This window comes from Pseudomonas fungipugnans (assembly GCF_029955235.1).
In the GTDB taxonomy this organism is placed as follows: Bacteria; Pseudomonadota; Gammaproteobacteria; order Pseudomonadales; family Pseudomonadaceae; genus Aquipseudomonas; species Aquipseudomonas fungipugnans.
In genome coordinates this window covers 2,136,749-2,159,957 of record NZ_JARBWL010000002.1, presented here as the reverse complement: position 1 = coordinate 2,159,957, position 23,209 = coordinate 2,136,749, and the positions used below count along the sequence as shown (strand labels likewise).

The following is a 23,209-nucleotide window of genomic DNA, read 5'->3' as shown; positions in this document are numbered from 1 at the left end:
GCGTCACGCCAGTTCGTCCAGCAGTCGCAGCAAGGTTTCACGTTTCTCGGCACCCAGACGGTCAACCAACCGCTGTTGCGCCGCCTCCCAGGCCGGCAAGGCTACTGTGAGGCGCTCCAGGCCCGCTTCGGTCAGGCGGACGATGCGATTGCGCATGTCTTCGCCTTCGGCCAGCGCCACCAGGCCTTCGCCCTCCAGCACCCGCAGATTGCGCCCCAGCGTACTGCGATCCAGGCCCATGGCTTCGGCCAGGGTCGAGATACTGGGTTGGTTCAGACGCTGCAAATTGCACAGCAAAGAATACTGGGCAACGTTGATCCCGAAGCCATCGAGCGCGCCGTCGTAGTGCCTGCTGACGCCACGTGCGGCGCGACGCAGGTTGATACATAAACATTGGGAATCGAGCATGGTGCGTGTATATACCCGCGACTGTGTTAAATCAAGTTACATATGAGGTTGCCTGCTCGCGAAAGGGATGGATATTCACCCCAAATCCCTCAGACCAACGCCAGCCCCACCAGCACCGCCATCTCCAGCAATTCCAGCAACGCCCCGGCCGTGTCCCCTGTGGTCCCAGCCAACCGCCGCATCATCACCTGCCGCAACCAGACAAACACCACCGTCGCCAGCGCAACCGCAACTAGCCCGCTCAGCCCCGCAATCAAGACACACGCCAGCGCACTGAGCGCCATCACCCACCAACCTGCCCTTCGCGGCAAATGATCCGCCAACGCCTGCCCCAATCCACCGGCTCGCACATAAGGCGTGGTCAGAAACAATCCCAACAGCGCCGCACGCCCCAGTACCGGCACGATGATCAGGACAACGCCATGCCCCACCTCGATCAACGCCAGCAACGCGGCGAACTTGAGCAGCAACACCAGCACCAGCGTCACTACCGCAATCGGCCCGCTGCGCGGGTCCTTCATGATCGTCAGCGTGCGCTCGCGATCACCAAAACCGCCGAGCCATGCATCGGCGCTGTCAGCCAGGCCATCCAGATGCAACGCACCGCTGAGCAACACCCAGGCCGTCAGCAACAGCGCCGCGTGCAGCAGCAATGGCGCCCCGGCCAGCAGCCCGTTCAATGCCCACAGAATCAAGCCGAACAGCAACCCCACCAGCGGATAAAACAGCAGCGACCGCCCCAGTTCCTGAGGCGCAGGCATGCCCGGCAGACGAATCGGCAGGCTGCTCAAGAATTGCAGGGCGATCCAGAACGGCAGCATGGTCAGTGCGCTTCCTTGAGCAATACACCGGGCTCGACCGACAGCGAAAACAACGCCCCGTGGCCGACCTCGACATTGAGCAACTGTTCACGGGGCAAGCCGCGAGCCTGAGCCAGCAACAACCGCATGACTCCGCCATGACTGATCAATAACACACGCTCGCCCGCATACGCGGCGTGCAGCCGCTCGACCGCCGCCAGCACCCGCGCCGAAAAGTCCGTCACCGGTTCACCGTGCGGCGGCGTAAAGGCATAGGGATCGGTCCAGAACAACCCCAGTTCCTGCGAGCTGGTTTTCATCAGGTCCGCCGTGCTCTGCCCTTCCCACTCACCAAAGTGCAGTTCTTGCAGATCCTTTTCCAGCTGCACCGGCAGATTGAGTTGCGCGCCGAGCTCTTCAGCGAACCGCGCACAACGCTGCAACGGCGAGCTGATCAGGCGATCCCAAGGCCCTCGCGCGATGACCGCCGCGCGCATCTGCGCCCACCCCTTGTCGGTCAACGCGTCGTCGAGGCTGCCACGCAAGCCGCCGCCCAGTTCGGTCTCGCCGTGGCGCAGCAGGTCCAGGCGCAAGATCATGCCGGGCGATCCGCCACCGCCGCTTCGGCGAAAGTCGCCATTTTCCCGTGCAGATCACAAGCCAGACGCAGCAACGGCACCGCCAACGCGGCACCACTGCCCTCGCCCAGGCGCAGCCCGAGATCCAGCAAGGGCTCGGCGCTCAGGCTCTCCAGCACATGACGATGGCCCGGCTCGGCACCGCGATGGCCGAACAGCAGCCACTGACGGCACTCCGGATTCAGGCGCACTGCGACCAACGCGGCAACGCTGCAAATAAAGCCATCCACCAGCACTGCGACACCTTGCTGGGCACAGGCCAGATACGCACCAACCAATGCGGCAATTTCAAAACCGCCGAGGTTGAACAGCGTTTGCAACGCCTCGCCACGCTGAGCGGCATGCAATGCCAGCGCACGCTCAATGACCTGCGCTTTATGACTGACACCCGCCGCATTCAGACCCGTGCCCGGCCCGGTCACATGCACCACCGGGCAATCGAGCAAGGCGCAGGCCAGGGCGCTGGCGGCGGTGGTGTTGCCGATGCCCATCTCGCCGCCGATAAACAACTGCGCGCCGGCCGCGATGGCCCGCTGCACGCTATCGCGACCGGCCTGCAACGCCCGTTCGCCCTGAGCCTGGGTCATCGCCGGGCCGTTGACGAAATTCGCCGTTCCCGGCCCGATGTTCAGATGCCGCACGCCCGGCAGATTCAGCGTCGGCGTGACGGTGCCCAGGTCAACCACTTCCAGGGACGCGCCCAACTGTCGCGCCAGCACGCTGATTGCCGCGCCGCCGCTGACAAAGTTGTGCAACATCTGCCCGGTGACTTCCTGCGGGAACGCCGATACGCCCTCAGCGACAACGCCATGGTCGCCGGCAAAAATTGCGATCCAGACCTGATCGAGGCTCGGCTTGACCTGCCCCTGCAACCCGGCCAGTTGCACCGCCACCGACTCCAGCCGACCGAGGGAACCGGCCGGTTTGGTCAATTGCTGTTGACGAGCCTCGGCTTGCTCAGCGGCTGGCGCATCGATCGGTTGGCACGGGTTCAGCCACCAGGATTGAGTCATAACGCAGTTCCTTTCAAAGTCAGGGGCAGGCCGGCGACGGTCAGGACGACACGTTGACAGCGCTCAGCCAGGGCTTGATGCAGCCAACCGGCTTCATCGACATAGCGGCGAGTCAATTCGCCCAGCGGCACGACACCCATTCCGGTCTCGTTGCTGACAAAAATGATTTCACCCGGCAACGACGCCAGGCACTCCAGCAAGGCATCGCGCTCGGCAGCCAGGCGCTGCGCATCATCGAGCATCAGCAGATTGGTCAGCCACAACGTCAGGCAATCCACCAGCAGGCAGTGATCGGCGCGGGCGTTCTGGCGAAGGATGCGGGCGAGCGCCAGCGGCTCTTCGATCAGCGCCCACTCAGCGGGACGACGGGCCCGGTGATGGGCGACGCGCTCGTTCATCTCGCCGTCCAGCGGTTGGCTGGTAGCGATGTAGGTCACTGGCAAATGGCTGTCGGTGGCGAGTTTTTCCGCCAGGCGACTTTTGCCGGAGCGGGCGCCGCCGAGGATCAGTTGGAGCATGGTTACATCCTGATAAATGTAGGGCGAGCCAACTGGCCCCTTCGCGGGCAACCCGCTCCCACAGGGTTCTGCATTGATCAAAAAATCCTGCTCCAACACACATCAACTGTGGGAGCGGGCTTGCCCGCGATGACGAATTCAAAATCACCTCAAAACCGCCAGAGCTCATGCAAAGTCCGGTATCCAGCTGGTTCAGCGGGAGCAGGGTTTAACCTTTTAACAGGTGGTGTGCCGACTTTCATCGCGAGCAAGCCCGCTCCCACAGGGTTCTGCATTGATCAAAAAATCCTGCTCCAACACACACCAACTGTGGGAGCGGGCTTGCCCGCGAAGGGGCCGGAACAATCACCTCAAAACCCACAGAGCTCACGCAACAACCCGGTATCCAGATGTTTCTCCACCAGATCCGCCAGTCGCTCGATATCGCGCTCGCGCAACCCGTGATAATCCACATCCTGCACATTCTGCAATCCCGCCCAACGCAGCAACGCGCTGCACGCCGCCGGGGACTCGAACAGACCATGCAGGTACGTGCCAAAAATCTGCCCATCCGCACTTTGCGCGCCATCACAGCGACCATCGTCCAGATGCACGGCGGCATTTTCAAGCGCCGCACCGGTGGTCACGCCGGCATGGATTTCATAACCGCTGACCTCGGCATTCTCCAGTGCCAGATGCCCACGAACGTTGCGCAGTTGCTTCTCTTCTTCTAGCTGCGTTTCGAAGGCCAGCAAGCCCAAACCAGCACTGGAACCCGGTATGCCCTCAAGGCCCAACGGGTCGTGTACCTGCTCGCCGAGCATTTGCAAACCGCCGCAGATTCCCAGCAACTTGCCGCCGTAGCGCAGGTGCCGATGGATCGCGGTGTCCCAGCCATTGGCGCGCAGATAAGCCAGGTCGCTGCGCACGCTTTTCGAGCCGGGAAGGATGATCAGGTCGGCCGGTGGAATCGGCTGACCGGGGCCGATGAATTGCAGGTCAACTTGTGGATGCAGGCGCAGCGGATCGAAATCGGTATGGTTGCTGATGCGCGGCAATACCGGCACCAGCACTTTCAGCACCCGGTCAGCCTTGTCGGTCTGGCGCTGGTCGATGCCGTCCTCGGCCTCCAGGTGAAGGTCCATCACATAGGGCAAGACTCCGATCACCGGTTTTCCGGTGCGCGCTTCGAGCCAGTCCAGACCCGGTTGCAGCAAGGCGATGTCGCCACGAAAACGGTTGATGATGAAGCCTTTGACCCGCGCCTGTTCGCTCGGCGACAGCAGTTCCAGCGTACCGACGAGGTGGGCAAACACCCCGCCGCGATTGATGTCGGCGATCAGCAGCACCGGGCAATCCACCGCTTCGGCAAAGCCCATGTTGGCGATGTCGCCGGCCCGCAGATTGATCTCTGCCGGGGAGCCGGCGCCCTCCACCATTACCACCGGATACGCGGCGCTCAGCCGTTCATGGGAGGCCAGCACCGCTTGCATGGCGATGGCTTTATAGTCGTGATACGCCACAGCGTTCATCGTTGTGACGGCGCGACCATGAATAATGACTTGAGCGCCAGTGTCGCTGTTGGGCTTGAGCAACACCGGGTTCATGTCGGTGTGCGGCTGCAGATTGGCGGCTTGAGCCTGCACGGCCTGGGCGCGACCGATCTCGCCGCCGTCAGCGGTCACCGCACTGTTCAACGCCATGTTCTGCGGCTTGAACGGCACCACCGCCACGCCGTGACGGGTGACCCAGCGGCACAACGCGGTCACCAGCGTACTTTTACCGGCGTCGGAGGTGGTGCCCTGCACCATCAAGGTCGTCATGGGTTTTCCTTGGCATAGGCTTGCAGGGCTTGCTCCAGACGGCTGAAATCGGCGTCATCGGCCGGCAGACCGAAGCGCAGGCTGCTGTTATGGACGAACAGGCGCAGCAGAATGCCGCGTCGAGCCATGAACGCATGCAGCGCTTCAGCATTGTCAGTGATCAGCCACTGGAACAAGGCACAACCGCCCTGGGGCCTGAAGCCATATCGCTCCAGTAACACCGCCAGCCGCTGACTCGCCTCCTCGCTGCGCAGCCGTTGCCGGGCGTGGCCTTCGGTGTCTTGCAAACAGGCCTGGCCCAACACCCGGGTCGGCCCGCTGACGGCCCACGGCCCGACTTGCTCGGCCAGCAATTTGAGCAACTTGCGTTCGGCCAGCACGAAGCCCAGGCGCACGCCGGCCAAACCGAAGAACTTGCCGAAGGAGCGCAACACGATCAGGCCGACCTGATTGGCGAACGGCGCCAGACTCAGCTGTGGTGTGTTGTCCATAAACGCTTCGTCCACCACCAGCCAGCCGCCGCGTTGCGCCAACCGCGAGTGCCAGTCGAGCAGACGGTTCGGGGTCAGGCTCAGGCCCGTCGGGTTGTTCGGATTGACCACCACCAGCACGTCAAGGCTGTCGATAAAGAAGTCGACTTCCTGCTCCAGCACTTCGCGCACGATGTAGCCGTTACGCCGCCACGCTTCAGCGTGTTCGGCATAACACGGCGACAACACGCCAACCTTGCCGGTGCGGCGCAGGCGCGGCAGCAACTGAATGGCCATTTGCGAACCGGCCACCGGCAGCACCTGGGCGGCGCCATAGTAGTCGCAGGCGGCTTGCTCCAGACCGTCGTCGGTTTCCGGCAAACGGGCCCAGGCCCGCAACGGGATGTCCGGCACCGGAAACGGCCACGGCGCCAGGCCGGTGGACAGGTCCAGCCAGTCGGCTTCGGCGATGCCGTATTCGAGCGCGGCCTTGCGCAACCGGCCACCGTGCTCAAGCATAGAATTCAGCCCCCAGGCAGAGAATCAGCAGCCATAACCATACCCCGCGCTGGACCAATTGCCAGCCACGGTCGATGGAGTCGGCATCCGCCGGCACGCCTTCGCCCAGTGGCGGGCGCTGATGCAATTCGCCGTGATAAATCGCCGCGCCGCCCAGCTCGACACCCAGCGCACCGGCACCCGCTGCCATCACCGGACCGGCGTTAGGGCTGTCCCACGTCGGGCCCTGAGTGCGCCAGCATTTCAGTGCGAGTCGGGTTTTGCCCAGCAACGCGTAGGTCAATGCCACCAGGCGTGCAGGAATGTAGTTGAGGACGTCGTCGATTTTTGCCGCCGCCCAGCCAAAACGCTCGAAGCGTTCGTTGCGATAACCCCACATGGCGTCGAGGGTGTTGCTCAAGCGATAGAGCACCACGCCGGGCGCGCCGGCCACTGCAAACCAGAACAGTGCGGCAAACACCGCATCGCTACCGTTTTCCAGTACCGATTCGGTGGCGGCGCGGGCGACTTCGGTTTTGTCCAGTTCGCTGGTCTGGCGGCTCACCAGATAACCGACACGCTTGCGCGCCTGTTCCAGGTCATCACTGCGCAGAGCCTTGGCCACCGGTTCGACATGTTCACCGAGGCTGCGCATGCCGAGGGCGCAATACAACGCCAGAATTTCGACGATCCAGCCCACATAAGGCGCCCAGGACAATGCCGTGGCGAGCAAGGTCAGCGGCAACACCGCGATCACCCAGGCCGTGACGCCATGACTGCGCCAGCCGCGACCACCGGAGTTGAAACGCTGTTCGATGCGATCGGCAAACCGGCCGAACGCCACCAGCGGATGCCAGCGTTTGGGTTCACCCAGCAGCGCATCCAGCGCGACCGCGGCGACACTCAACAACGCCACACTCATTGACTCACTCCCCAATAATTTTCATACAGCAGATCACTCAGCGGACGCGCTTGCGCCCAGCCTTCGAGCACCAGCATCGGTGCCGGATAGAACTCTTTGACCGGTCCCAGACACAATACGGCCAGCGGTTTGGCGCCAGCCGGCAGACCGAGCAGATCGGCCAGGGCTTGCGGCTCGAACAGCGAGACCCAGCCCATGCCCAGCCCTTCGGCACGGGAGGCCAGCCACAGATTCTGAATCGCGCAGGAGAGCGAGGCCATGTCCATTTCCGGCAGCGTGCGACGACCGAAAATGTGCCGTTCGCGATCATCCGTCAGCGCGACAACCAGCACCTCGGCGCAGTCGTGGATGCCTTCGACTTTGAGTTTCATGAACTCGTCGGTGCGCTCGCCGAGGGCTTCGGCGGTACGCACGCGCTCTTCTTCCACCAGTTTCTGGATCTTGCTGCGCAAGGCCCGGTCGCTGATGCGGATGAAACGCCAGGGCTGCATCAGGCCGACGCTCGGCGCCTGATGGGCGGCTTCAAGCAAACGCCGCAGTAGTTCGGGCTCGACGGTGCCGCCGCTGAAGTGGCGCATGTCGCGGCGTTCGGCGATGGCGCGATAGACCGCTGCGCGTTCGGCTTCAGAAAAGGCGTTGTCGGTCATGGCCTCTTCGCGGGCAAGCCCGCTCCCACATTTGAACTGCATTCCCCTGTGGGAGCGAGCCTGCTCGCAAAAGCGGCCTCAGGATCAGGCGCAAACAGTGCAGCGATCGCCGAAGGATTCGACGGGAAATAAAAGTGCACATACGAAGCCGTCATCCGCCCCTCGCGATAAACCGCCTCTGCCCCGCGCCCACCGTTCGGGCTCAGGCCGCGAGCAATCGGCTCAAGTTCGGTGCTGGTCAGGGAGTGATGATAGGTGTGCCCGCGCAGCAGGCCTTCCGGCAACTCAACCGCCTGCAACGCCAAGGCAGCGAGGCGCTTTTGCATCACCGCATCGCCGCTCAGCAGTCCCACCAGTTCAGCACGCGTGCCCTCGACATCGGTCAACGAATCGAGCAGATACAGCATGCCGCCGCATTCGGCCAGCAACGGCTTGCCAGCCGCGTGGTGCTGACGAATCGCTTGCAGCATCGCGCTGTTCTGCGACAACGCGACATGGTGCAATTCCGGATAGCCGCCCGGCAGATAGAGGCTGTCAACTTCCGGCAACTGCGTATCGCGGATCGGCGAGAAAAACAGCAGTTCGGCGCCCATGGCACGCAGCAGGTCCAGACTCGCACCGTAGGTGAACGCGAACGCTTCGTCGCGGGCCACGGCGATGCGAACGCCAGCCAGCAACGGCTCGGCCTCGATCACATCCGGTGCGGCGAACTCCACCGCCGGGGGCAGCGCTACCTCGCAACTGCTGGCCAGCGCATTGGCCGCCGCATCAAGACGCACGTCGAGATCGTTCAGCTCGCTGGCTTGAACCAACCCCAGATGACGGCTCGGCAACTCGATTCCGGTTTCCCGGGACAAGGCGCCGTACCAGCGCAAGCCCTCGGTCAGGCTGCCTTCCAGCAACTGGGCGTGGCGCAAGGTGCCGACGCGGTTGGCCAGCACGCCGGCAAACGGCAGGTCCGGCTGATAACGCGCCAGGCCCAAGGCCAGTGCACCAAAGGTCTGGGCCATCGCGGTGCCGTCGATCACGCCGAGCACCGGGACGCCAAAGTGTCGCGCCAGGTCGGCGCTGGACGGCGTGCCGTCGAACAGGCCCATGACGCCTTCGATCAGAATCAGGTCCGCATCAAGGGCGGCTTCCCACAACAGTCGACGACTTTCCTGCTCGCCGACCATCCACATGTCCAGTTGATACACCGGCGCGCCGCTGGCGCGCTCGAGAATCATCGGGTCAAGAAAGTCCGGGCCGCATTTGAACACGCGCACCTTGCGCCCCTGATTGCGATGCAACCGGGCCAGTGCGGCGGTGACGGTGGTCTTGCCCTGACCGGAGGCCGGCGCGGCAATCAGTACCGCCGGGCAATGACGTGGTTGATTCACAGTTCGACGCCTTTCTGCGCCTTGATCCCGGCCTGGAACGCGTGCTTGATCATGCCCATCTCGGTGACGGTGTCGGCCAACTCGATCATTTCCGGCTTGGCGCCGCGACCGGTCACCACCACGTGCTGCATGGGCGGACGGGCCTGCAAGTCGCTGAGCACCTGATCCAGATCGAGATAGCCGTGCTTAAGGGCGATGTTCAGCTCATCCAGCACCACCAGGCCAATAGAAGGATCGCGCAGCAATTCGCGGGACACGACCCACGCGGCCTCGGCGGCGGCGATGTCGCGCTGGCGGTCCTGGGTTTCCCAAGTGAAGCCCTCGCCCATCACGTGAAAGCGCACCTGCTCGGGGAAGCGGCGAAAGAATAATTCTTCGCCGGTGCTGTTGCGGCCCTTGATGAACTGCACCACACCGCACTGCATGCCGTGGCCCATGGAACGGGCGAGCATGCCGAACGCCGAGCTGCTTTTGCCTTTGCCGTTGCCGGTCAGCACCAGCAGCAGGCCGCATTCGTTCGGCGAGTTGGCGATACGTTCGTCGATCACGGCTTTTTTGCGCAACATGCGCGCCAGATGGCGTTCGTCACGTTCGGGGGTATCGGTCATGGGGGAGCTCTCCGTTGAGGCTGGATAACGGCGGGCAGGCACAGGAATAGACGGCAAAAAGCCTGGCATCGCCCACCGTGATGCCGCTGGATGGATCAGGCCGGTCTCCGGACTCATGAGCGGCAGGTTCTGCCGGACTGCGCGCCTTCCCATGTCGAGGTTCGACACAGTGGCTCAAGACGCAGTTTTCGCTCATTTACCGTTGCGGGGGCAGCGTCGGGATCGTGCAGGCTCTTCGCGGGAAAAGCTCACTCACCGACTTCCCTGTTTCACTCTGTCGACCACAGTCACAGAGCACCTGAAACAAGCCGCGAAGGTTAGAGGGTTGGCGCTGGAGCGTCAATTAAAGCCGGGTAAAGCCGGGACACCGCCCGGCGAAAAACTGCCGTCGATCAATTTACCGGCGCCATTCTTGTGCCACACTCTTCACAGTGATATCAAATAGCCACAATCTGAGACCACAATAACAAGGGTGAGTAACATGCAAGGCATGATCATCAGCAACCCGAAGCTGGAATTCCTGCGCCCATTGCTGGAACGCTGGTTCGACTGTATCGACCGCTACAACGCCGTCCGGGGCGATCACGACACGCCCTACTGGAACGACGAAAAAGCCAACCTCGGGCTGCTCTCCGCCGCGGCCTGGATGGCGCAGATGGTCACGCTGCAACAGACGCCGACCCGCAAGCAGCACGAAGACGGCGAGCGCAATGCACGCGCCGACCTGTTGATTGCCAGCAGCGAAGAACGCGCATGGCTGCAAACCACCCAGCGCTGGCCACGGGTCAACAGCCTAAACCTGAGCCAGCCGTTGCAGGACATCACCAGCGACGCGAAACGCATCAGCTATGCCAGCGACCTGAAGCTCGGCTGCCTGTTCGTCGCCCCGCACAAGGCCCAGCACAGCGCCTCCCCGGAAGAACTGCAAGACATGGTCGACGACCTGCAACAAGAGCACTGCTGCGCCGTGGCCTGGTATTTCCCTTATGCCTACCGCAAGTTGCGCAACGAAGCCGGCAACTATCATCCGGGCATCGCCGTGCTGTTCAAGGAAGCCCGGGGCTGACGGGTTGAACCATCGATCGTCTACGCTTCTCTATGAATAGGACCACTGCATTCATAGGGAAGAAGATCAGTATGCTCAAGCCTCAGTTCATTTTCGTCATCGCTCTCGCCGGAGGGCTCGCCGCCTGTGGCGAATCCTCCAGCTTGCAAGTCTCCGACGGCACCGGGCCGTCACCCAAACTGCCCGAGCCGAACAAGACCCTGATCCCGACAGTGAACATCGCCCCGGCCATTGGCTGGCCTGTCGGCAGCAAACCGGTGGCGGCGAACGGTACTCAGGTGGTTGCGTTTGCCGAAGGCCTGGATCACCCGCGCTGGCTGTACGTGCTGCCTAACGGTGACGTGCTGGTGGCTGAAACCAACGCCCCGCCCAAGCCGGACGACAGCAGCGGCATTCGTGGCTGGGTGATGAAAAAAGTCATGGGCAAGGCTGGCGCCGGCGTTCCGAGCGCAAACCGCATTACCCTGCTGCGGGACAAGGACCACGACGGCGTAGCAGAAACCCGCACAGTGTTTCTGGAAAACCTCAACTCACCGTTCGGCATGACCCTGGTCGGCAACGACCTGTATGTCGCTGACACTGATCGTTTGCTGCGTTTTCACTACGAAACCGGCGATACGACGATCAAGTCACAACCAATCAAGGTCACCGACCTGCCTGGCGGCACGATCAATCACCACTGGACCAAGAACGTCATCGCCAGCAAGGACGGGAGCAAGCTGTACGTCACGGTCGGCTCCAACAGCAACGTTGGCGAAAACGGTCTGGACAAAGAAGAAGGCCGTGCGGCGATCTGGGAAGTGGACCGCGCCACCGGCAACCACCGGATCTTCGCTTCAGGGCTGCGCAATCCCAACGGCATGGGCTGGGAGCCGACCAGCGGTGCGCTGTGGACCTCGGTCAACGAGCGCGACGAGATTGGCAGCGACCTGGTGCCGGACTACATCACTTCGGTCAAGGACGGTGCTTTCTACGGCTGGCCGTTCAGCTACTACGGCCACCACGTCGATGTGCGCGTGAGCCCGCAAGACCCGGCCATGGTCGACAAGGCTATCGCTCCGGATTACGCGGTCGGCCCGCATACGGCGTCCATCGGCTTCAGCTTCGCCGAGGGCAGCAAACTGCCGGCACCCTTCACCGATGGGGCAATCGTCAGCCAGCACGGCTCGTGGAACCGCAAACCGCACAGTGGTTACAAGGTGATTTTTGTGCCATTTACGGCGGGCAAACCGAATGGGCAACCGGTTGATCTGCTCACGGGCTTTCTCGACAAGGATGAAAACGCCATGGGCCGGCCGGTGGGTGTAGTGGTCGACCAGCAGGGTGGCGTGCTGGTAGCGGATGACGTGGGGAACAAGATTTGGCGGATTTCGGCGGCTAAATAAACACCGTCCAACCAACGCATGACCAATGTGGGAGCGACGCACCGTCGCTCCCACATTTGATTTGAGGTGTGGCTAGGGGTTATGCGCCAGATGCTCTGGCTGCAACACGCGCTTGGCGCTCAGATAGGCTTTCTGCCAATACGCCTTGGACAGGCTGTCCAGCTTCACCGTGCCGCCGGTGGCCGGTGCATGCACGAAGCGACCTTCACCCACGTAGATCCCCGCATGGCTGACCTGGGAACCACCATTGGTGGCGAAGAAAATCAGGTCGCCGGTTTGCAGACCTTCCTTGCCGACATCAGGCGCACGCATGCCGATCATCTCGCGGGTTGAGCGCGGCAGGGTGATGCCCGCGACATCGCGATAGACGTAACCGATCAGGCCGCTGCAATCGAAGCCCGAATCCGGCGTATTGCCGCCCCAGCGATAAGGCGTGCCCACCAGACCCAAGGCGCGGAACAGCACGTCTTGCGCTTCAGGAGAGAAGTCTTGAGTGTTGTTGAAGACCATCGGAGCGCGAACCACCGGCGCAGGAGGCGGTGTGCGGCTGGCGCAGGCACTGAGCAGCGCTGCGAGGAGCATTAGGGTGAGGCGGGCCGACGTCGTCATAAGGAAACACCCTGATCTGGCTGCGGCGTTTTCTACCGGGGAGGCAGAAAACAAAACCGCCTACGCGGAGCGCAGGCGGTTTGCCATCAATAATAGATCAGGATTCTAGCGGCTACGCGGCAAACTTCAAGTAAGACTTTAAGTTCGCCTTACAAACTATCCGTCTACTCGCTCATCAAGGGCTGTTTTGTCACCACAGGCGTGATGACAAAGGCTCTGTTTACTTGCGAGCGGTGACCACAGTCGGCGCCATGGCGAGTGCTCGCTTGGCTTCGATGAAAGTCTTGCTCCAGTAGCTGTCGCCCAGGCTATCTACCCGTACGCCACCGCTTTTGCGGCTGCTGGAGTGGATGAATTGATCATCACCCAGGTAGATGCCGGCATGGCTGACGCGTCCACGACGACCGTTGGTCGCGAAGAACAGCAAATCGCCAGGTTTGAGTTTGTTGCGAGCGACCAGCGGAGCGTCCACATTGATCATTTCGCGTGTGGAGCGCGGCAGATTCATGCCGGCTTCTTCACGGAAAAGGTACCCGATGAAGCCGCTGCAATCGAAACCGGCTTCAGAGGTGCCGCCAAAACGGTAACGGGTACCGATCAGGGACATGCCGCGTTCAAGGATGCTGTCGGCCAGAACCGGAAGCTGGTACGACTTGCCGTCGGCGAAGCTTGCCAGTTCTTTTTCGGTGGCCGTCTCTTCTTGATAAAGAGCTTCCTGATAAATAACGGAAGATTGTGCAGTAGCAGAATTTTTAACCTGTTGGGATTGCGCTTGCTGAGACACTGGAGAGTGCGCAGCGCAACCAAACAACAGGGTGACGAGTGCGAGAGGCACGAGGGGTGCGAAGCGATTTAGCATGGGCACGACCGTGGCTGAAGTTGTAAAGAAGCCGAGACTATGCCCGCTATCGACCTCATTTGCAAATTCAATCGATCAAGATGTGACTTATCGGTTTCTCGTTAACATCTAAGCGCTTAAGCCCATTTTAAAAACTGACGCGGCCTGCAACCTTGCAGGAAAGCGGATTTTCTGGCGCCTGAAATATGCCGAACGCCGCTAGAACCCCCTATTTCCGGGGCCCGGCTACCAGCCCAGGGTTTCTTTCAAGAAGGGGATGGTCAGCTTGCGCTGAGCCTGGAGCGAGGCCTGATCGAGACGTTCCAGCAGCTCGAACAACGCGCTCATGCTACGGGTGCCGCGAGTCAAAATAAAATGGCCAACTTCGTCAGTCAGGTGCAGTCCGCGACGAGACGCACGCAATTGCAGGGCACGCAATTTGTCTTCGTCCGACAGTGGACGCATCTGGAAGATCAGCGCCAGGGTCAGGCGTGATTTGAGGTCCGCCAGCTTCACTGGCAGTTCGCGAGGCGAGGTCGAAGCTGCAATCAACAGACGCCGACCGCTGTCACGCAAACGGTTGAACAGGTGGAACAGCGCCTCTTCCCAATCCGCTCGCCCGGCGACTGCCTGCAAGTCATCGAGGCAGACCAGCTCATACTGCTCAAGGTTGTCGAGAATTTCGATACCGCGATCCAGCAGCTCCGCCAATGGCAGATACACAGCGGGCTCCCCCATCTGCTCGAAGCGCAGGCACGCGGCCTGCAACAGGTGCGTGCGCCCTACCCCGTCCTTGCCCCACAGATAGATCAGGCTCTCGGTCCAGCCGGCGTCGGCTTCGCATAGCCGCTCGACATAGCCGAGTGCAGCGGCATTGGCGCCTGGGTAGTAATTGATAAAGGTAGCGTCATCACGCAGACGCACACCTAGGGGCAGCTGAATCGGTTTCATGCTGACTGAACAGTTCCAAAGGAACCGTTAGTGGCCTCTGTGTAAAGTTTGCGAAGTTTATACCCGTGAGCCAGCCCGCACAATGCGCCAGACCACAAGCAAAATCAAAGGTTTGCGTTAACGCACTGGTTTCATGACAGTTTTTTTGGCAGCGCATGTGACAGCTGCACAGGGAACGCGGGCCAACCTGACAAAGGCCAGGCCGCCCGCTGCGGATAATCGAGGAGGCCTATAACTCCGGCTCGTCGACACCGCTATAGATATCCGAATCTTTGTACAAATCGTGCACGTGACGCACCAGCACCATGATCACCGCCGCCACCGGCAGCGCCAGCAGCACCCCCGTGAAGCCAAACAGCTCGCCCCCGGCCAGGATCGCGAAGATCACGGCCACCGGGTGCAGCCCGATGCGATCACCCACCAGCAACGGCGTCAGCACCATGCCTTCCAGCGCCTGCCCGACCATGAACACCGCGACAATACCGATCATCGGGTACAGGTCGCCGCCGAACTGGAACAGACCGGCGATCAGCGCCGCGCCAATGCCGATGATAAAACCCATGTACGGCACAATCGCCGCCAGACCGGCGATCAGGCCGATCAACAGTCCAAGCTCCAGCCCGACGAGCATCAGACCCGCGGCGTAGATTACGCCCAGCGCCAACATCACCAGCAACTGCCCGCGCACGAACGCCCCGAGCACTTCATGGCATTCCCCGGCCAATGCCACGATGCGCTCTTCACGATCGCGGGGCAGCAGGCTGCGGATCTTGGCCATCATCACGTCCCAGTCCCGCAGCAGGTAGAAGCTCACCACCGGGATCAGCACCAGATTGGCCAGCCAGCCGATCAGCGCCAGGCTTGAGGCCGTTGCCTGACTCAGGACCACGCCGACAATGTCGGTGGTCTGGCCCATGTGCTCGCTGATGGCGGCCTTGACCTTGTCAAACTTCCAGAAACCGTCCGCCAGCCCCAGCTTCGACTGCACCCAAGGCACCGCCGTGTGTTGCAGCCAGTCGAGCATCTGTGGCGCCAGTTCGTACAAGCGGAACAATTGCTTGGCGAGCAATGGCACCAGCACCAGCAGCAACGTGGTGACGATCAGGGTGAACAGTGCAAACACCGTCACCACACCCCAGGTACGCGACAGGCCGAGCTTCTCCAGCCGATCCACCAGCGGGTCGAACAGATAGGCCAGCAGCAGCGCCACCAGAAATGGCGTCAGGATCGGATGCAACAGCCAGACGAACACGCACAGCAGAACCACCCCACCCAACCAGAACCAACGCCGCGTATCGCCCATGAATCACTCCACATCTATATAAGGAAAAAAGACTTACCAGCGAAAACGCAATTGCGCCGCTTGACCCGGTGCAGGCGCTGCAACTGGGGCTGAACCGTCGGCCGCCGGTGTAACTGGCGCGACAGGCACGGCCGCTTCAGCCGGCAGTTCCTGCAATTTCGCCAGCGACAATTGCGCCCGCAACTGCTCGGCACTGCCGTTGACGCGATAGAGAATGCGATCGCCATCAACACTCAGCAGATGCCCACCGAAAGGCTCCAGCAGATGACCGAGGGTCGCGTAGTGCTCAAGAGTCATGCCCTGCACTTCCAGCACCTGTTCGCCCGATGTACCGGGCTTGACGACAAAACGAGGCGCCATGCGCTCGCTGACGGCCAGCATCACCGCATCGGCCACCGCATTGATATCAGCCCCCTGCACGCTGCCGGCTTCTTTCTGATCGCCCAGCCACAAGTGCCATTTGGCCTGCCATTGGCCGCCCTCTTCGTGGGCGTGAACCGCCAGCAGGGCGTCGGCGCCATAGCGCTCCGACGCACCACGCAATGGCGCGGGGTCGGAGCCTTCAAGATTGGGCGCGGTGGCGACCAGTTGCTCGCTCAAATCCCCGAGCGGCAGACGCAGCGCCAGACCACGGTGTTGCGCAGCGCGGCGCAATGGCGCGGCAGTCGCCTGGCCGTCACCCACCAGGCTTGAGCCGTCAGCGCTATCGCTCAGCCACCAGCCGAGGATCGACGGGCGATTGGCGCCCCACAATGCCAAACCGGCACGGCGCAAGGCCTGCTCGGTGCTGACGGGATCGAAATCGACTTTCAGGGTCTCTGGTGGCCCGGCATCAAAGCCGAACTGACTGATGATCTGTTGCGGGTCTTTGCGGATCGCGGCCAACCCCGGGTTTTGCGGCGCCTTCGGGTCGCCGGTCAGGCGCAGCACCAGCGTATCCAGAGCACGCTGAGTGGCTTGATCACGCTCCTCCGGCGCCTGACTGCTGACCGGCTCACTGACCTGATAAAGGCCTTTGACGGTTTCGGCATGACTCGCCAGGCTGACCAGAGACAAACAGCCCACAAACAAGAATTTGAAAAAACGCATGAAAAGATTCCTGACGACAAGAGCGGCTGGAACAGACCGCATGAACAGATTGAGCAAGGCTGTGACCGTCGCCCTGGGCAAAACATTCACCCGGGCCCGGCAAGTTTTTGCACTGTCATAACGATAGACGGTTAATAGCGATACCTTATACAGGCAGCACAGACACCATCAACACCGCCAATCATGGTTTTTTTAAGCGGATATGCCCCTGCCGTCGGCCTGAGGATGGCCGCTGCCCCTCAAGCCTGATAAAATCGCGCGCCTTCGCAGACCGGCAACAGCCGGGCCCCTGGAATTCGCGTACGGCCATCGCCCTCGCCGATTTCAACGGTCCCACTGGACTCGGTCGTTACCCCTGAATCCCCCCTAAAGGCCTGGATCATGAGCAAGCAACCCTCCCTGAGCTACAAGGACGCCGGTGTAGACATCGACGCCGGTGAAGCATTGGTCGAACGCATCAAGAGCGTCGCCAAGCGCACTGCGCGCCCGGAAGTCATGGGCGGCCTGGGCGGTTTCGGCGCCCTCTGCGAAATCCCGGCTGGCTACAAGCAGCCTGTGCTGGTTTCCGGCACCGACGGCGTGGGCACCAAGCTGCGCCTGGCACTGAACCTGAACAAACACGACAGCATCGGCATCGACCTGGTGGCCATGTGCGTGAATGACCTGGTGGTCTGTGGCGCCGAGCCGCTGTTCTTCCTCGACTACTACGCCACCGGCAAGCTCAACGTCGAAACCGCGACCCAGGTCGTGACCGGCATTGGCGCAGGCTGCGAACTGTCCGGCTGCTCCCTGGTCGGCGGCGAAACCGCTGAAATGCCGGGTATGTACGAAGGCGAAGACTACGACCTGGCCGGCTTCTGCGTTGGCGTCGTGGAAAAATCCGAAATCATCGACGGCTCCAAAGTCGCTGCCGGTGACGCCCTGCTCGCCTTGCCATCGTCCGGCCCGCACTCCAACGGCTACTCGCTGATCCGCAAGATCATCGAAGTGGCAGGTGCCGACATCGAAAACATCCAGCTCGACGGCAAACCGCTGACCGACCTGCTGATGGCCCCGACCCGCATCTACGTGAAGCCGCTGCTCAAGCTGATCAAAGACACCGGCGCCGTCAAAGCCATGGCCCACATCACCGGTGGCGGCCTGCTGGACAACATCCCGCGCGTCCTGCCAAAAGGCGCCCAGGCTGTCGTTGACGTTGCAAGCTGGACTCGCCCGGCCGTATTCGACTGGCTGCAAGCGCAAGGCAACGTTGACGAAACCGAGATGCACCGCGTACTGAACTGCGGCGTAGGCATGGTCATCTGCGTGGCTCAGGAGCACGTTGAAACCGCCCTGAACGTCCTGCGTGAAGCCGGCGAGCAGCCTTGGGTCATCGGTCAGATCGCCACCGCAGCCGAAGGCGCGGCACAAGTCGAACTGAAGAACCTCAAGGCTCATTAATGTCCGCCACTTGTGATGTCGTGGTGCTGCTGTCCGGCACCGGCAGCAACTTGCAGGCCTTGATCGACAGCACGCGGACCGGCGACAGCCCGGTCCGCATCGCTGCGGTGATTTCCAACCGCGCCGACGCCTACGGCCTGCAACGGGCCAGGGATGCGGGTATCGACACCCGCGCCCTGGATCACAAGGCGTTCGAGGGCCGCGAGGCCTTCGATGCGGCGTTGATCGAACTGATCGACGCTTTCAACCCAAAGCTCGTGGTACTGGCCGGTTTCATGCGCATTCTCAGCGCCGATTTCGTTCGCCACTATCAGGGTCGCCTGCTCAATATCCATCCTTCGCTGCTACCCAAATACAAAGGGTTACACACTCACCAGCGAGCGCTGGAGGCTGGCGACACCGAACACGGCTGCTCTGTGCACTTCGTCACCGAGGAACTCGATGGCGGACCACTGGTCGTACAGGCAGTTATACCGGTAGAGTTGCACGATTCGCCACAGTTGCTGGCACAGCGGGTCCACGTTCAGGAACACCTGATCTACCCGATGGCCGTACGCTGGTTCGCCGAAGGTCGTTTATCCCTCGGTGAGCAAGGTGCTTTACTGGATGGCAAGTTACTCGCGGCCAGCGGCCACTTGATTCGAACCTAGGAGATTTTATGCGTCGCGCCCTGCTCTTCGCTTGCGCTCTGTTCGCCCTGCCACTGGCACAGGCGGCAGACCTTCAACCTTTCTCCGCCAGCTACACCGCTGACTGGAAGCAGTTGCCCATGAGCGGCACCGCTGAACGCAGCCTGACCAAAGAAGCCAATGGCGTCTGGAAGCTCAGCTTCAAGGCTTCGATGATGATCGCCAGCCTGAACGAAGAAAGCACCCTGACCCTGGACAAGGACACTTTGCTGCCTCAGTCCTACCACTTCGAACGTGGCGGGCTTGGCAAAGCCAAGAAGGCTGACCTGGATTTCGACTGGACCACCAAAATGGTCACTGGCACCGATCGCGGCGACCCGGTCAAGGTTCCGCTGAACCGTGGCATGGTCGACAAATCCACTTATCAGTTGGCCCTGCAACACGATGTGGCCGCCGGCAAGAAAAGCATGAGCTATCAGGTGGTTGATGGTAGTGATGTCGACACCTATGACTTCCGCGTCCTGGGCTCGGAAAAAGTCGACACCAAGGCTGGCCAGATCGATGCGATCAAGGTCGAACGCGTGCGTGATCCGACACAAACCAAGCGCACCACCGTCATGTGGTTCGCCAAGGACTGGGATTACCTGCTGGTACGCCTGCAACAGGTTGAAACCGACGGCAAGGAGTACAACATCATGCTCCTCGACGGTACGGTCAACGGCAAGGCTGTCAAAGGCAGCTGATCCGCCAGACCTGAAAAGCCCCGCCATTGCGGGGTTTTTTTTGCCTTGAATAAAGCTATCGGCTCGGCTGAAGAACCTGTGGTAGCAAGCTCGCTGCCACAGGTACTGCGTTGCGCTCCCCTGCCGAGTTCAGACCGAGAACCGTGCCACCATCGTGTTCAGGTCCACCGCCAGCCGCGACAACTCCTGACTGGCCGCACTGGTCTGGTTCGCCCCTGCCGAAGTCTGCATGGCCAGGTCGCGGATATTCATCAGGTTGCGATCCACTTCCCGCGCCACAGCCGCTTGCTCCTCCGACGCACTGGCGATGATGATGTTGCGCTCATTGATCAGGGTAAACGCCGATGCAATCTCCTCCAGCGCAACGCCGGCAGCCTTCGCCACTTCCAGCGTCGAGCGAGCCCGAGTATTGCTCTGCTGCATCGAACTGACCGCCGAATCGGTGCCTTGCTGGATGCCGCCAATCATCTGCTCGATCTCCTGGGTCGATTGCTGAGTGCGATGAGCCAGCGCCCGCACCTCATCCGCCACCACCGCAAAACCGCGCCCGGCATCCCCGGCCCGGGCCGCCTCGATGGCCGCATTCAATGCCAGCAGATTGGTCTGCTCGGCAATCGAGCGAATCACGTCCAGCACCTTGCTGATGCCATAGACTTTCTGCGCCAGGTCCTCGACCTGAGCCGCATTGGATGTAACGTCCTCGGCCAGGGATTCGATCGACAGCACCGTCTGGTGCACTTGTTCGCGACCATGCTGGGCAATTCGATCAGACTCCCGAGACGCCTGGGAGGTGGCCACCGCATTACTTGCCACCTCCTCCACCGCCGCCGTCATCTGATTGACCGCCGTGGCAGCCTGCTCGATTTCCAGGCTCTGCTGATGCAGGCCACGGGTCGCGTCTTCGGTGACACAACTGAGTTCCTCCGAGGCCGAAGCCAACTGGCTCGACGAGTCTGAAATACGCCGAATGGTTTCCCGCAAGCTCTGCTGCATGCTTTTGAGGGCGTGCAACAGACGCGCGGGCTCATCCCGGCCGGTGATGGTGATATCACCGGTCAAATCGCCCCCAGCGACCACTTCCGCGACCCTCAGCGATTGTGACAGCGGCAAGACAATGCTGCGCGTCAGCAGCAAAGCCAGGCCGATGGTCAGCAGCGCGGTGATGGCAATCATCACGCCTACCCAGACCCTGGAATTGCTGAACACCAGACGTCCGGCCTCGGTGGCGAGGTTGGCGTGGTGCTTGTTCAGCTCGACCAGTTCCTTGAGCGTGACCGCAATGCCATCGGCCAGCGGGCTCATTTCACTGTTGAGGATCGCCGACGCTTCTTCCACGCGGTTCTGCGCGGACAAGGTCATCACTTGCCCCTGAAATCCGAGGTACTTTTGCTCGTCGGACTTGAAACGGTCGAACAACGCACGCTCCTCAGGCAGCGCGATCAACACGTCGTAGCGCTTCTGCGCTTCGCCGATGACGGCTTTGAGTTCATCGATCTTGTTGACGTTCTGTGCCAGTGCCTGCGGATCACGGTTGATCAGCAGGCGCATGGTCAAGGCCCGCAGCCGCAGCATGTCCTGACTCATGTCGCCGACGGCCATCACGCTCGGCAGCCAGTTGTTGTCGACCTGATCGGACTGTTTGCGCATGTTCGACATTTGCAGCAGCGCGAACGCGCCCAACCCAAATACCATCAACGCCAACAGGCCAAACCCCAGGCTTGCCCTGGGCGCGATATTGAGACTCCGGATACTCATTGCCTTGGTTCCTTCCAAAAGCGCTGCATCAACCCTGCAGCTGGTGCTCTAGACGGTATCGGCCAGGAGAGAATTTGCGTAAGACGAAAACGTGATATCAAAGTGCCCTACTACTTCGATCATCAGGCAGGAACGTTTCAGCCACGCAAATCCCACAGGGATATGCGTGGCTGCAAAAAAGTGGAACGCGCAACAGAGCCAATGCTCTATAACTTCAGATCCTTTACTACTGCCGATGAGGTGCCCCATGACTGTTACCGTCAATACTGTTTCCGCCGATGGCTTTCGTCACAGCGTCCAGATCGATGACCACGAACTCTTTGCCGATGTGCCGGTTTCCGCTGGCGGCGAAGGCTCGGCGCCTGAGCCTCACGACTATTTCGATGCCGCGCTGGGCGCCTGCAAAGCCCTGACCCTGAAGATGTACGCCAAGAAGAAAGACATTCCGCTGACTGGGGTAACCGTCGAGGTCAAACGCGACAACAGCGAAGAGCAGCAAGGCAAATATGCCCTGCACGTCAAATTGACCCTCAAAGGCGCACTGTCCGATGCCCAGCGCGAAGAACTGCACCGCGTGGCCGATCGTTGCCCGATCCACAAGTTGATGACCACGGCGCAGGTCAGCATCGAAACCCACCGCGGCGAAGGCGCCTTCAGCCAATAGCGCCAAAGGCCGGGCAAGCGGGTTATGCTCGGCGCATTACCCGCTCAGCCTGGAACGCACCATGAACACAGCGCTCGTGATCCGCCCCCGCGCCGAAGATGTCGAAGGCCAGCCGATTCTTCGCCCGTTGCCGTCTGCCAAATGCCGCAGCGTCGGGCCTTTCGTGTTTTTCGACCACATGCTTGAAACCCGTTATCCGGCGGGCAAAGGCATGAACATCCGTCAGCATCCGCACATTGGTCTGTCGACCCTCACCTACCTGTTCCAGGGGCAGATCCAGCACAAGGACAGCCTGGGATCGGATCAGGTGGTGGATAGCGGCGATGTCAGCTGGATGACTGCCGGCAGCGCCATTGCCCATGTAGAACGTACGCCGGAGCCGCTCAAGAACAGCGGCTTCACGATGCACGGCGTGCAGGTCTGGCTCGCTTCCCCCAAGGCTCATGAACAAGGGCCGGGCCATTACAGCCACCACCCGGCGACGACCTTACCGACCAGCGATAACCTTGGGGTGCAGATCCGAATGATTGCCGGGTCAGGCTTTTGCCTGGAATCACCGGTGCCGGTGCTTTCTCCTACGTTGTATGCGGAGCTGAACCTGCAAACGGCGACGACTTTGCTGATCCCAACCGAGCATGAAGAGCGCGCGCTGTATGTGCTGAGCGGCGAGGCGCAGCTTGATGGCGAGGCGCTGGAGCTGAATACGCTGGTGGTGTTGCCTGCCGGGGAGGAAATGACCCTGTTCGCCGAGAGCGACTGTCATGCGATGTTGTTCGGCGGCGCGACACTGGACGGGCCACGGCGGATCAACTGGAATTTTGTGGCAAGTGATCCGGCGGCCATTGATGAGGCCCGTCGGCGCTGGGCGGCTGGGGATTGGCCGACAGTGCCAGGCGAAACCGACAGAATCGAGTTACCTTGAGATCTTCGGTGGTCATTACATCGCTTTCGCGAGCAAGTCGAATCATCGCTCCCACATTGAAATGCATTTCCCTGTGGGAGCGACGGTGCGACGATTCGACCTGCTCGCGAAG

At 61.4% G+C, this 23,209-nt stretch carries 24 protein-coding genes, 1 pseudogene and 1 riboswitch; of the genes and pseudogenes, 7 read left to right on the top strand and 18 right to left on the bottom strand.

The features are described 5' to 3' along the window. Positions 1 to 3: 3 nt before the first annotated feature. From POF45_RS24990 to cobO, 11 genes are all read right to left on the bottom strand, one after another. On the bottom strand, positions 4 to 408 hold the full coding sequence (locus POF45_RS24990) for a MarR family winged helix-turn-helix transcriptional regulator (RefSeq protein ID WP_259501020.1): 405 nt from the start codon (positions 406 to 408) through the stop codon (positions 4 to 6). An 89-nt stretch (positions 409 to 497) separates the two neighbouring features. Then, positions 498 to 1,229, bottom strand: coding sequence for an adenosylcobinamide-GDP ribazoletransferase (locus POF45_RS24985; RefSeq protein WP_259501007.1), 732 nt, complete (start codon positions 1,227 to 1,229; stop codon positions 498 to 500). A 2-nt stretch (positions 1,230 to 1,231) separates the two neighbouring features. Next, the gene (gene cobC / locus POF45_RS24980) at positions 1,232 to 1,807 is read right to left on the bottom strand and encodes an alpha-ribazole phosphatase family protein (RefSeq protein WP_259501005.1); all 576 of its coding nucleotides are present in this window, start codon (positions 1,805 to 1,807) and stop codon (positions 1,232 to 1,234) included. After that, the gene (cobT, locus tag POF45_RS24975; protein WP_259501002.1) at positions 1,804 to 2,859 is read right to left on the bottom strand and encodes a nicotinate-nucleotide--dimethylbenzimidazole phosphoribosyltransferase; all 1,056 of its coding nucleotides are present in this window, start codon (positions 2,857 to 2,859) and stop codon (positions 1,804 to 1,806) included. Before cobT ends, cobC begins: the two co-directional genes overlap by 4 nt. Next, entirely contained in the window at positions 2,856 to 3,377 is a 522-nt protein-coding gene (cobU, locus tag POF45_RS24970) for a bifunctional adenosylcobinamide kinase/adenosylcobinamide-phosphate guanylyltransferase (protein ID WP_259500993.1), read from the bottom strand. The genes cobT and cobU overlap by 4 nt, the downstream gene beginning before the upstream one ends. Positions 3,378 to 3,727: 350 nt before the next feature. Next, positions 3,728 to 5,179 (bottom strand): cobyric acid synthase, encoded by a 1,452-nt coding sequence (locus POF45_RS24965; RefSeq protein WP_259500990.1) that lies wholly within the window; start codon positions 5,177 to 5,179, stop codon positions 3,728 to 3,730. After that, the gene (gene cobD, locus POF45_RS24960; protein ID WP_259500988.1) at positions 5,176 to 6,168 is read right to left on the bottom strand and encodes a threonine-phosphate decarboxylase CobD; all 993 of its coding nucleotides are present in this window, start codon (positions 6,166 to 6,168) and stop codon (positions 5,176 to 5,178) included. The genes POF45_RS24965 and cobD overlap by 4 nt, the downstream gene beginning before the upstream one ends. Next, positions 6,161 to 7,069 (bottom strand): adenosylcobinamide-phosphate synthase CbiB, encoded by a 909-nt coding sequence (gene cbiB, locus POF45_RS24955; protein ID WP_259500976.1) that lies wholly within the window; start codon positions 7,067 to 7,069, stop codon positions 6,161 to 6,163. Before cbiB ends, cobD begins: the two co-directional genes overlap by 8 nt. Beyond that, positions 7,066 to 7,716, bottom strand: coding sequence for a 5,6-dimethylbenzimidazole synthase (gene bluB / locus POF45_RS24950; protein WP_259500949.1), 651 nt, complete (start codon positions 7,714 to 7,716; stop codon positions 7,066 to 7,068). Before bluB ends, cbiB begins: the two co-directional genes overlap by 4 nt. Beyond that, positions 7,713 to 9,095: a cobyrinic acid a,c-diamide synthase CobB gene (locus POF45_RS24945; RefSeq protein ID WP_259500946.1), complete on the bottom strand. Its 1,383-nt coding sequence runs from the start codon at positions 9,093 to 9,095 to the stop codon at positions 7,713 to 7,715. The genes bluB and POF45_RS24945 overlap by 4 nt, the downstream gene beginning before the upstream one ends. Further along, a complete protein-coding gene (gene cobO, locus POF45_RS24940; RefSeq protein ID WP_259500943.1) occupies positions 9,092 to 9,703 on the bottom strand; it encodes a cob(I)yrinic acid a,c-diamide adenosyltransferase in 612 nt (203 codons plus the stop codon). The genes POF45_RS24945 and cobO overlap by 4 nt, the downstream gene beginning before the upstream one ends. Positions 9,704 to 9,784: 81 nt before the next feature. Next, a riboswitch (cobalamin riboswitch) is annotated at positions 9,785 to 10,020 on the bottom strand. A 164-nt stretch (positions 10,021 to 10,184) separates the two neighbouring features. Between cobO and POF45_RS24935 the strand changes: the two genes are divergently transcribed. Next, on the top strand, positions 10,185 to 10,769 hold the full coding sequence (locus POF45_RS24935) for a hypothetical protein (RefSeq protein WP_259500941.1): 585 nt from the start codon (positions 10,185 to 10,187) through the stop codon (positions 10,767 to 10,769). A 71-nt stretch (positions 10,770 to 10,840) separates the two neighbouring features. Beyond that, positions 10,841 to 12,154 (top strand): PQQ-dependent sugar dehydrogenase, encoded by a 1,314-nt coding sequence (locus POF45_RS24930; RefSeq protein ID WP_259500939.1) that lies wholly within the window; start codon positions 10,841 to 10,843, stop codon positions 12,152 to 12,154. A 72-nt stretch (positions 12,155 to 12,226) separates the two neighbouring features. Here the strand turns inward: POF45_RS24930 and POF45_RS24925 are convergent, their stop codons facing one another. The 5 genes from POF45_RS24925 to POF45_RS24905 all read right to left on the bottom strand — a co-directional run bounded on the left by POF45_RS24925 (position 12,227) and on the right by POF45_RS24905 (position 16,944). After that, positions 12,227 to 12,763 carry a C40 family peptidase gene (locus tag POF45_RS24925; protein ID WP_259500937.1) on the bottom strand — a complete coding sequence of 179 codons (537 nt, stop codon included), beginning with the start codon at positions 12,761 to 12,763 and terminating at the stop codon, positions 12,227 to 12,229. Positions 12,764 to 12,983: 220 nt separating this feature from the next. Continuing rightward, the gene (locus POF45_RS24920; protein ID WP_259500935.1) at positions 12,984 to 13,622 is read right to left on the bottom strand and encodes a C40 family peptidase; all 639 of its coding nucleotides are present in this window, start codon (positions 13,620 to 13,622) and stop codon (positions 12,984 to 12,986) included. 225 nt (positions 13,623 to 13,847) lie between these two features. Continuing rightward, entirely contained in the window at positions 13,848 to 14,552 is a 705-nt protein-coding gene (gene hda / locus POF45_RS24915; RefSeq protein WP_054049492.1) for a DnaA regulatory inactivator Hda, read from the bottom strand. Positions 14,553 to 14,781: 229 nt separating this feature from the next. Further along, a complete protein-coding gene (locus POF45_RS24910; protein WP_259500933.1) occupies positions 14,782 to 15,855 on the bottom strand; it encodes an AI-2E family transporter in 1,074 nt (357 codons plus the stop codon). A 33-nt stretch (positions 15,856 to 15,888) separates the two neighbouring features. Continuing rightward, positions 15,889 to 16,944, bottom strand: coding sequence for a DUF2066 domain-containing protein (locus POF45_RS24905; protein WP_259500931.1), 1,056 nt, complete (start codon positions 16,942 to 16,944; stop codon positions 15,889 to 15,891). Between the two features lie 381 nt (positions 16,945 to 17,325). Here POF45_RS24905 and purM point away from each other — a divergent pair, with 381 nt between their 5' ends. Genes purM through POF45_RS24890 form a run of 3 tightly spaced genes read left to right on the top strand, consistent with a single transcriptional unit; the run spans position 17,326 to position 19,756 of the window. After that, the gene (gene purM / locus POF45_RS24900) at positions 17,326 to 18,384 is read left to right on the top strand and encodes a phosphoribosylformylglycinamidine cyclo-ligase (RefSeq protein WP_259500929.1); all 1,059 of its coding nucleotides are present in this window, start codon (positions 17,326 to 17,328) and stop codon (positions 18,382 to 18,384) included. Beyond that, entirely contained in the window at positions 18,384 to 19,034 is a 651-nt protein-coding gene (gene purN, locus POF45_RS24895; RefSeq protein ID WP_259500927.1) for a phosphoribosylglycinamide formyltransferase, read from the top strand. The genes purM and purN overlap by 1 nt, the downstream gene beginning before the upstream one ends. Before the next feature lie 8 nt (positions 19,035 to 19,042). Further along, complete coding sequence (locus tag POF45_RS24890) at positions 19,043 to 19,756, top strand: DUF3108 domain-containing protein (RefSeq protein WP_259500926.1); 714 nt, start codon at positions 19,043 to 19,045, stop codon at positions 19,754 to 19,756. A 129-nt stretch (positions 19,757 to 19,885) separates the two neighbouring features. Here the strand turns inward: POF45_RS24890 and POF45_RS29940 are convergent, their stop codons facing one another. Together POF45_RS29940 and POF45_RS29935 are read right to left on the bottom strand one after the other, a co-directional pair. Continuing rightward, positions 19,886 to 20,929 carry a methyl-accepting chemotaxis protein gene (locus POF45_RS29940; protein ID WP_431978633.1) on the bottom strand — a complete coding sequence of 348 codons (1,044 nt, stop codon included), beginning with the start codon at positions 20,927 to 20,929 and terminating at the stop codon, positions 19,886 to 19,888. Between the two features lie 105 nt (positions 20,930 to 21,034). Continuing rightward, positions 21,035 to 21,448: pseudogene (locus tag POF45_RS29935) on the bottom strand (MCP four helix bundle domain-containing protein); the annotation flags it as partial. A gap of 310 nt (positions 21,449 to 21,758) precedes the next feature. Between POF45_RS29935 and POF45_RS24880 the strand changes: the two are divergent. Together POF45_RS24880 and POF45_RS24875 are read left to right on the top strand one after the other, a co-directional pair. Then, positions 21,759 to 22,175, top strand: a complete 417-nt coding sequence (locus tag POF45_RS24880; protein ID WP_259500923.1) for an OsmC family protein — start codon at positions 21,759 to 21,761, stop codon at positions 22,173 to 22,175. Positions 22,176 to 22,236: 61 nt separating this feature from the next. Continuing rightward, entirely contained in the window at positions 22,237 to 23,097 is an 861-nt protein-coding gene (locus POF45_RS24875) for a pirin family protein (protein WP_259500920.1), read from the top strand. The last annotated feature ends 112 nt before the right edge of the window (positions 23,098 to 23,209 follow it).

Coding starts and splice junctions, on each gene's coding strand:
- POF45_RS24990 (WP_259501020.1), bottom strand. CDS start 408: ATGCTCGATTCCCAATGTTTATGTATCAACCTGCGTCGCGCCGCACGT.
- POF45_RS24985 (WP_259501007.1), bottom strand. CDS start 1,229: ATGCTGCCGTTCTGGATCGCCCTGCAATTCTTGAGCAGCCTGCCGATT.
- cobC (WP_259501005.1), bottom strand. CDS start 1,807: ATGATCTTGCGCCTGGACCTGCTGCGCCACGGCGAGACCGAACTGGGC.
- cobT (WP_259501002.1), bottom strand. CDS start 2,859: ATGACTCAATCCTGGTGGCTGAACCCGTGCCAACCGATCGATGCGCCA.
- cobU (WP_259500993.1), bottom strand. CDS start 3,377: ATGCTCCAACTGATCCTCGGCGGCGCCCGCTCCGGCAAAAGTCGCCTG.
- POF45_RS24965 (WP_259500990.1), bottom strand. CDS start 5,179: ATGACGACCTTGATGGTGCAGGGCACCACCTCCGACGCCGGTAAAAGT.
- cobD (WP_259500988.1), bottom strand. CDS start 6,168: ATGCTTGAGCACGGTGGCCGGTTGCGCAAGGCCGCGCTCGAATACGGC.
- cbiB (WP_259500976.1), bottom strand. CDS start 7,069: ATGAGTGTGGCGTTGTTGAGTGTCGCCGCGGTCGCGCTGGATGCGCTG.
- bluB (WP_259500949.1), bottom strand. CDS start 7,716: ATGACCGACAACGCCTTTTCTGAAGCCGAACGCGCAGCGGTCTATCGC.
- cobO (WP_259500943.1), bottom strand. CDS start 9,703: ATGACCGATACCCCCGAACGTGACGAACGCCATCTGGCGCGCATGTTG.
- POF45_RS24935 (WP_259500941.1), top strand. CDS start 10,185: ATGCAAGGCATGATCATCAGCAACCCGAAGCTGGAATTCCTGCGCCCA.
- POF45_RS24930 (WP_259500939.1), top strand. CDS start 10,841: ATGCTCAAGCCTCAGTTCATTTTCGTCATCGCTCTCGCCGGAGGGCTC.
- POF45_RS24925 (WP_259500937.1), bottom strand. CDS start 12,763: ATGACGACGTCGGCCCGCCTCACCCTAATGCTCCTCGCAGCGCTGCTC.
- POF45_RS24920 (WP_259500935.1), bottom strand. CDS start 13,622: ATGCTAAATCGCTTCGCACCCCTCGTGCCTCTCGCACTCGTCACCCTG.
- hda (WP_054049492.1), bottom strand. CDS start 14,552: ATGAAACCGATTCAGCTGCCCCTAGGTGTGCGTCTGCGTGATGACGCT.
- POF45_RS24910 (WP_259500933.1), bottom strand. CDS start 15,855: ATGGGCGATACGCGGCGTTGGTTCTGGTTGGGTGGGGTGGTTCTGCTG.
- POF45_RS24905 (WP_259500931.1), bottom strand. CDS start 16,944: ATGCGTTTTTTCAAATTCTTGTTTGTGGGCTGTTTGTCTCTGGTCAGC.
- purM (WP_259500929.1), top strand. CDS start 17,326: ATGAGCAAGCAACCCTCCCTGAGCTACAAGGACGCCGGTGTAGACATC.
- purN (WP_259500927.1), top strand. CDS start 18,384: ATGTCCGCCACTTGTGATGTCGTGGTGCTGCTGTCCGGCACCGGCAGC.
- POF45_RS24890 (WP_259500926.1), top strand. CDS start 19,043: ATGCGTCGCGCCCTGCTCTTCGCTTGCGCTCTGTTCGCCCTGCCACTG.
- POF45_RS29940 (WP_431978633.1), bottom strand. CDS start 20,929: ATGATTGCCATCACCGCGCTGCTGACCATCGGCCTGGCTTTGCTGCTG.
- POF45_RS24880 (WP_259500923.1), top strand. CDS start 21,759: ATGACTGTTACCGTCAATACTGTTTCCGCCGATGGCTTTCGTCACAGC.
- POF45_RS24875 (WP_259500920.1), top strand. CDS start 22,237: ATGAACACAGCGCTCGTGATCCGCCCCCGCGCCGAAGATGTCGAAGGC.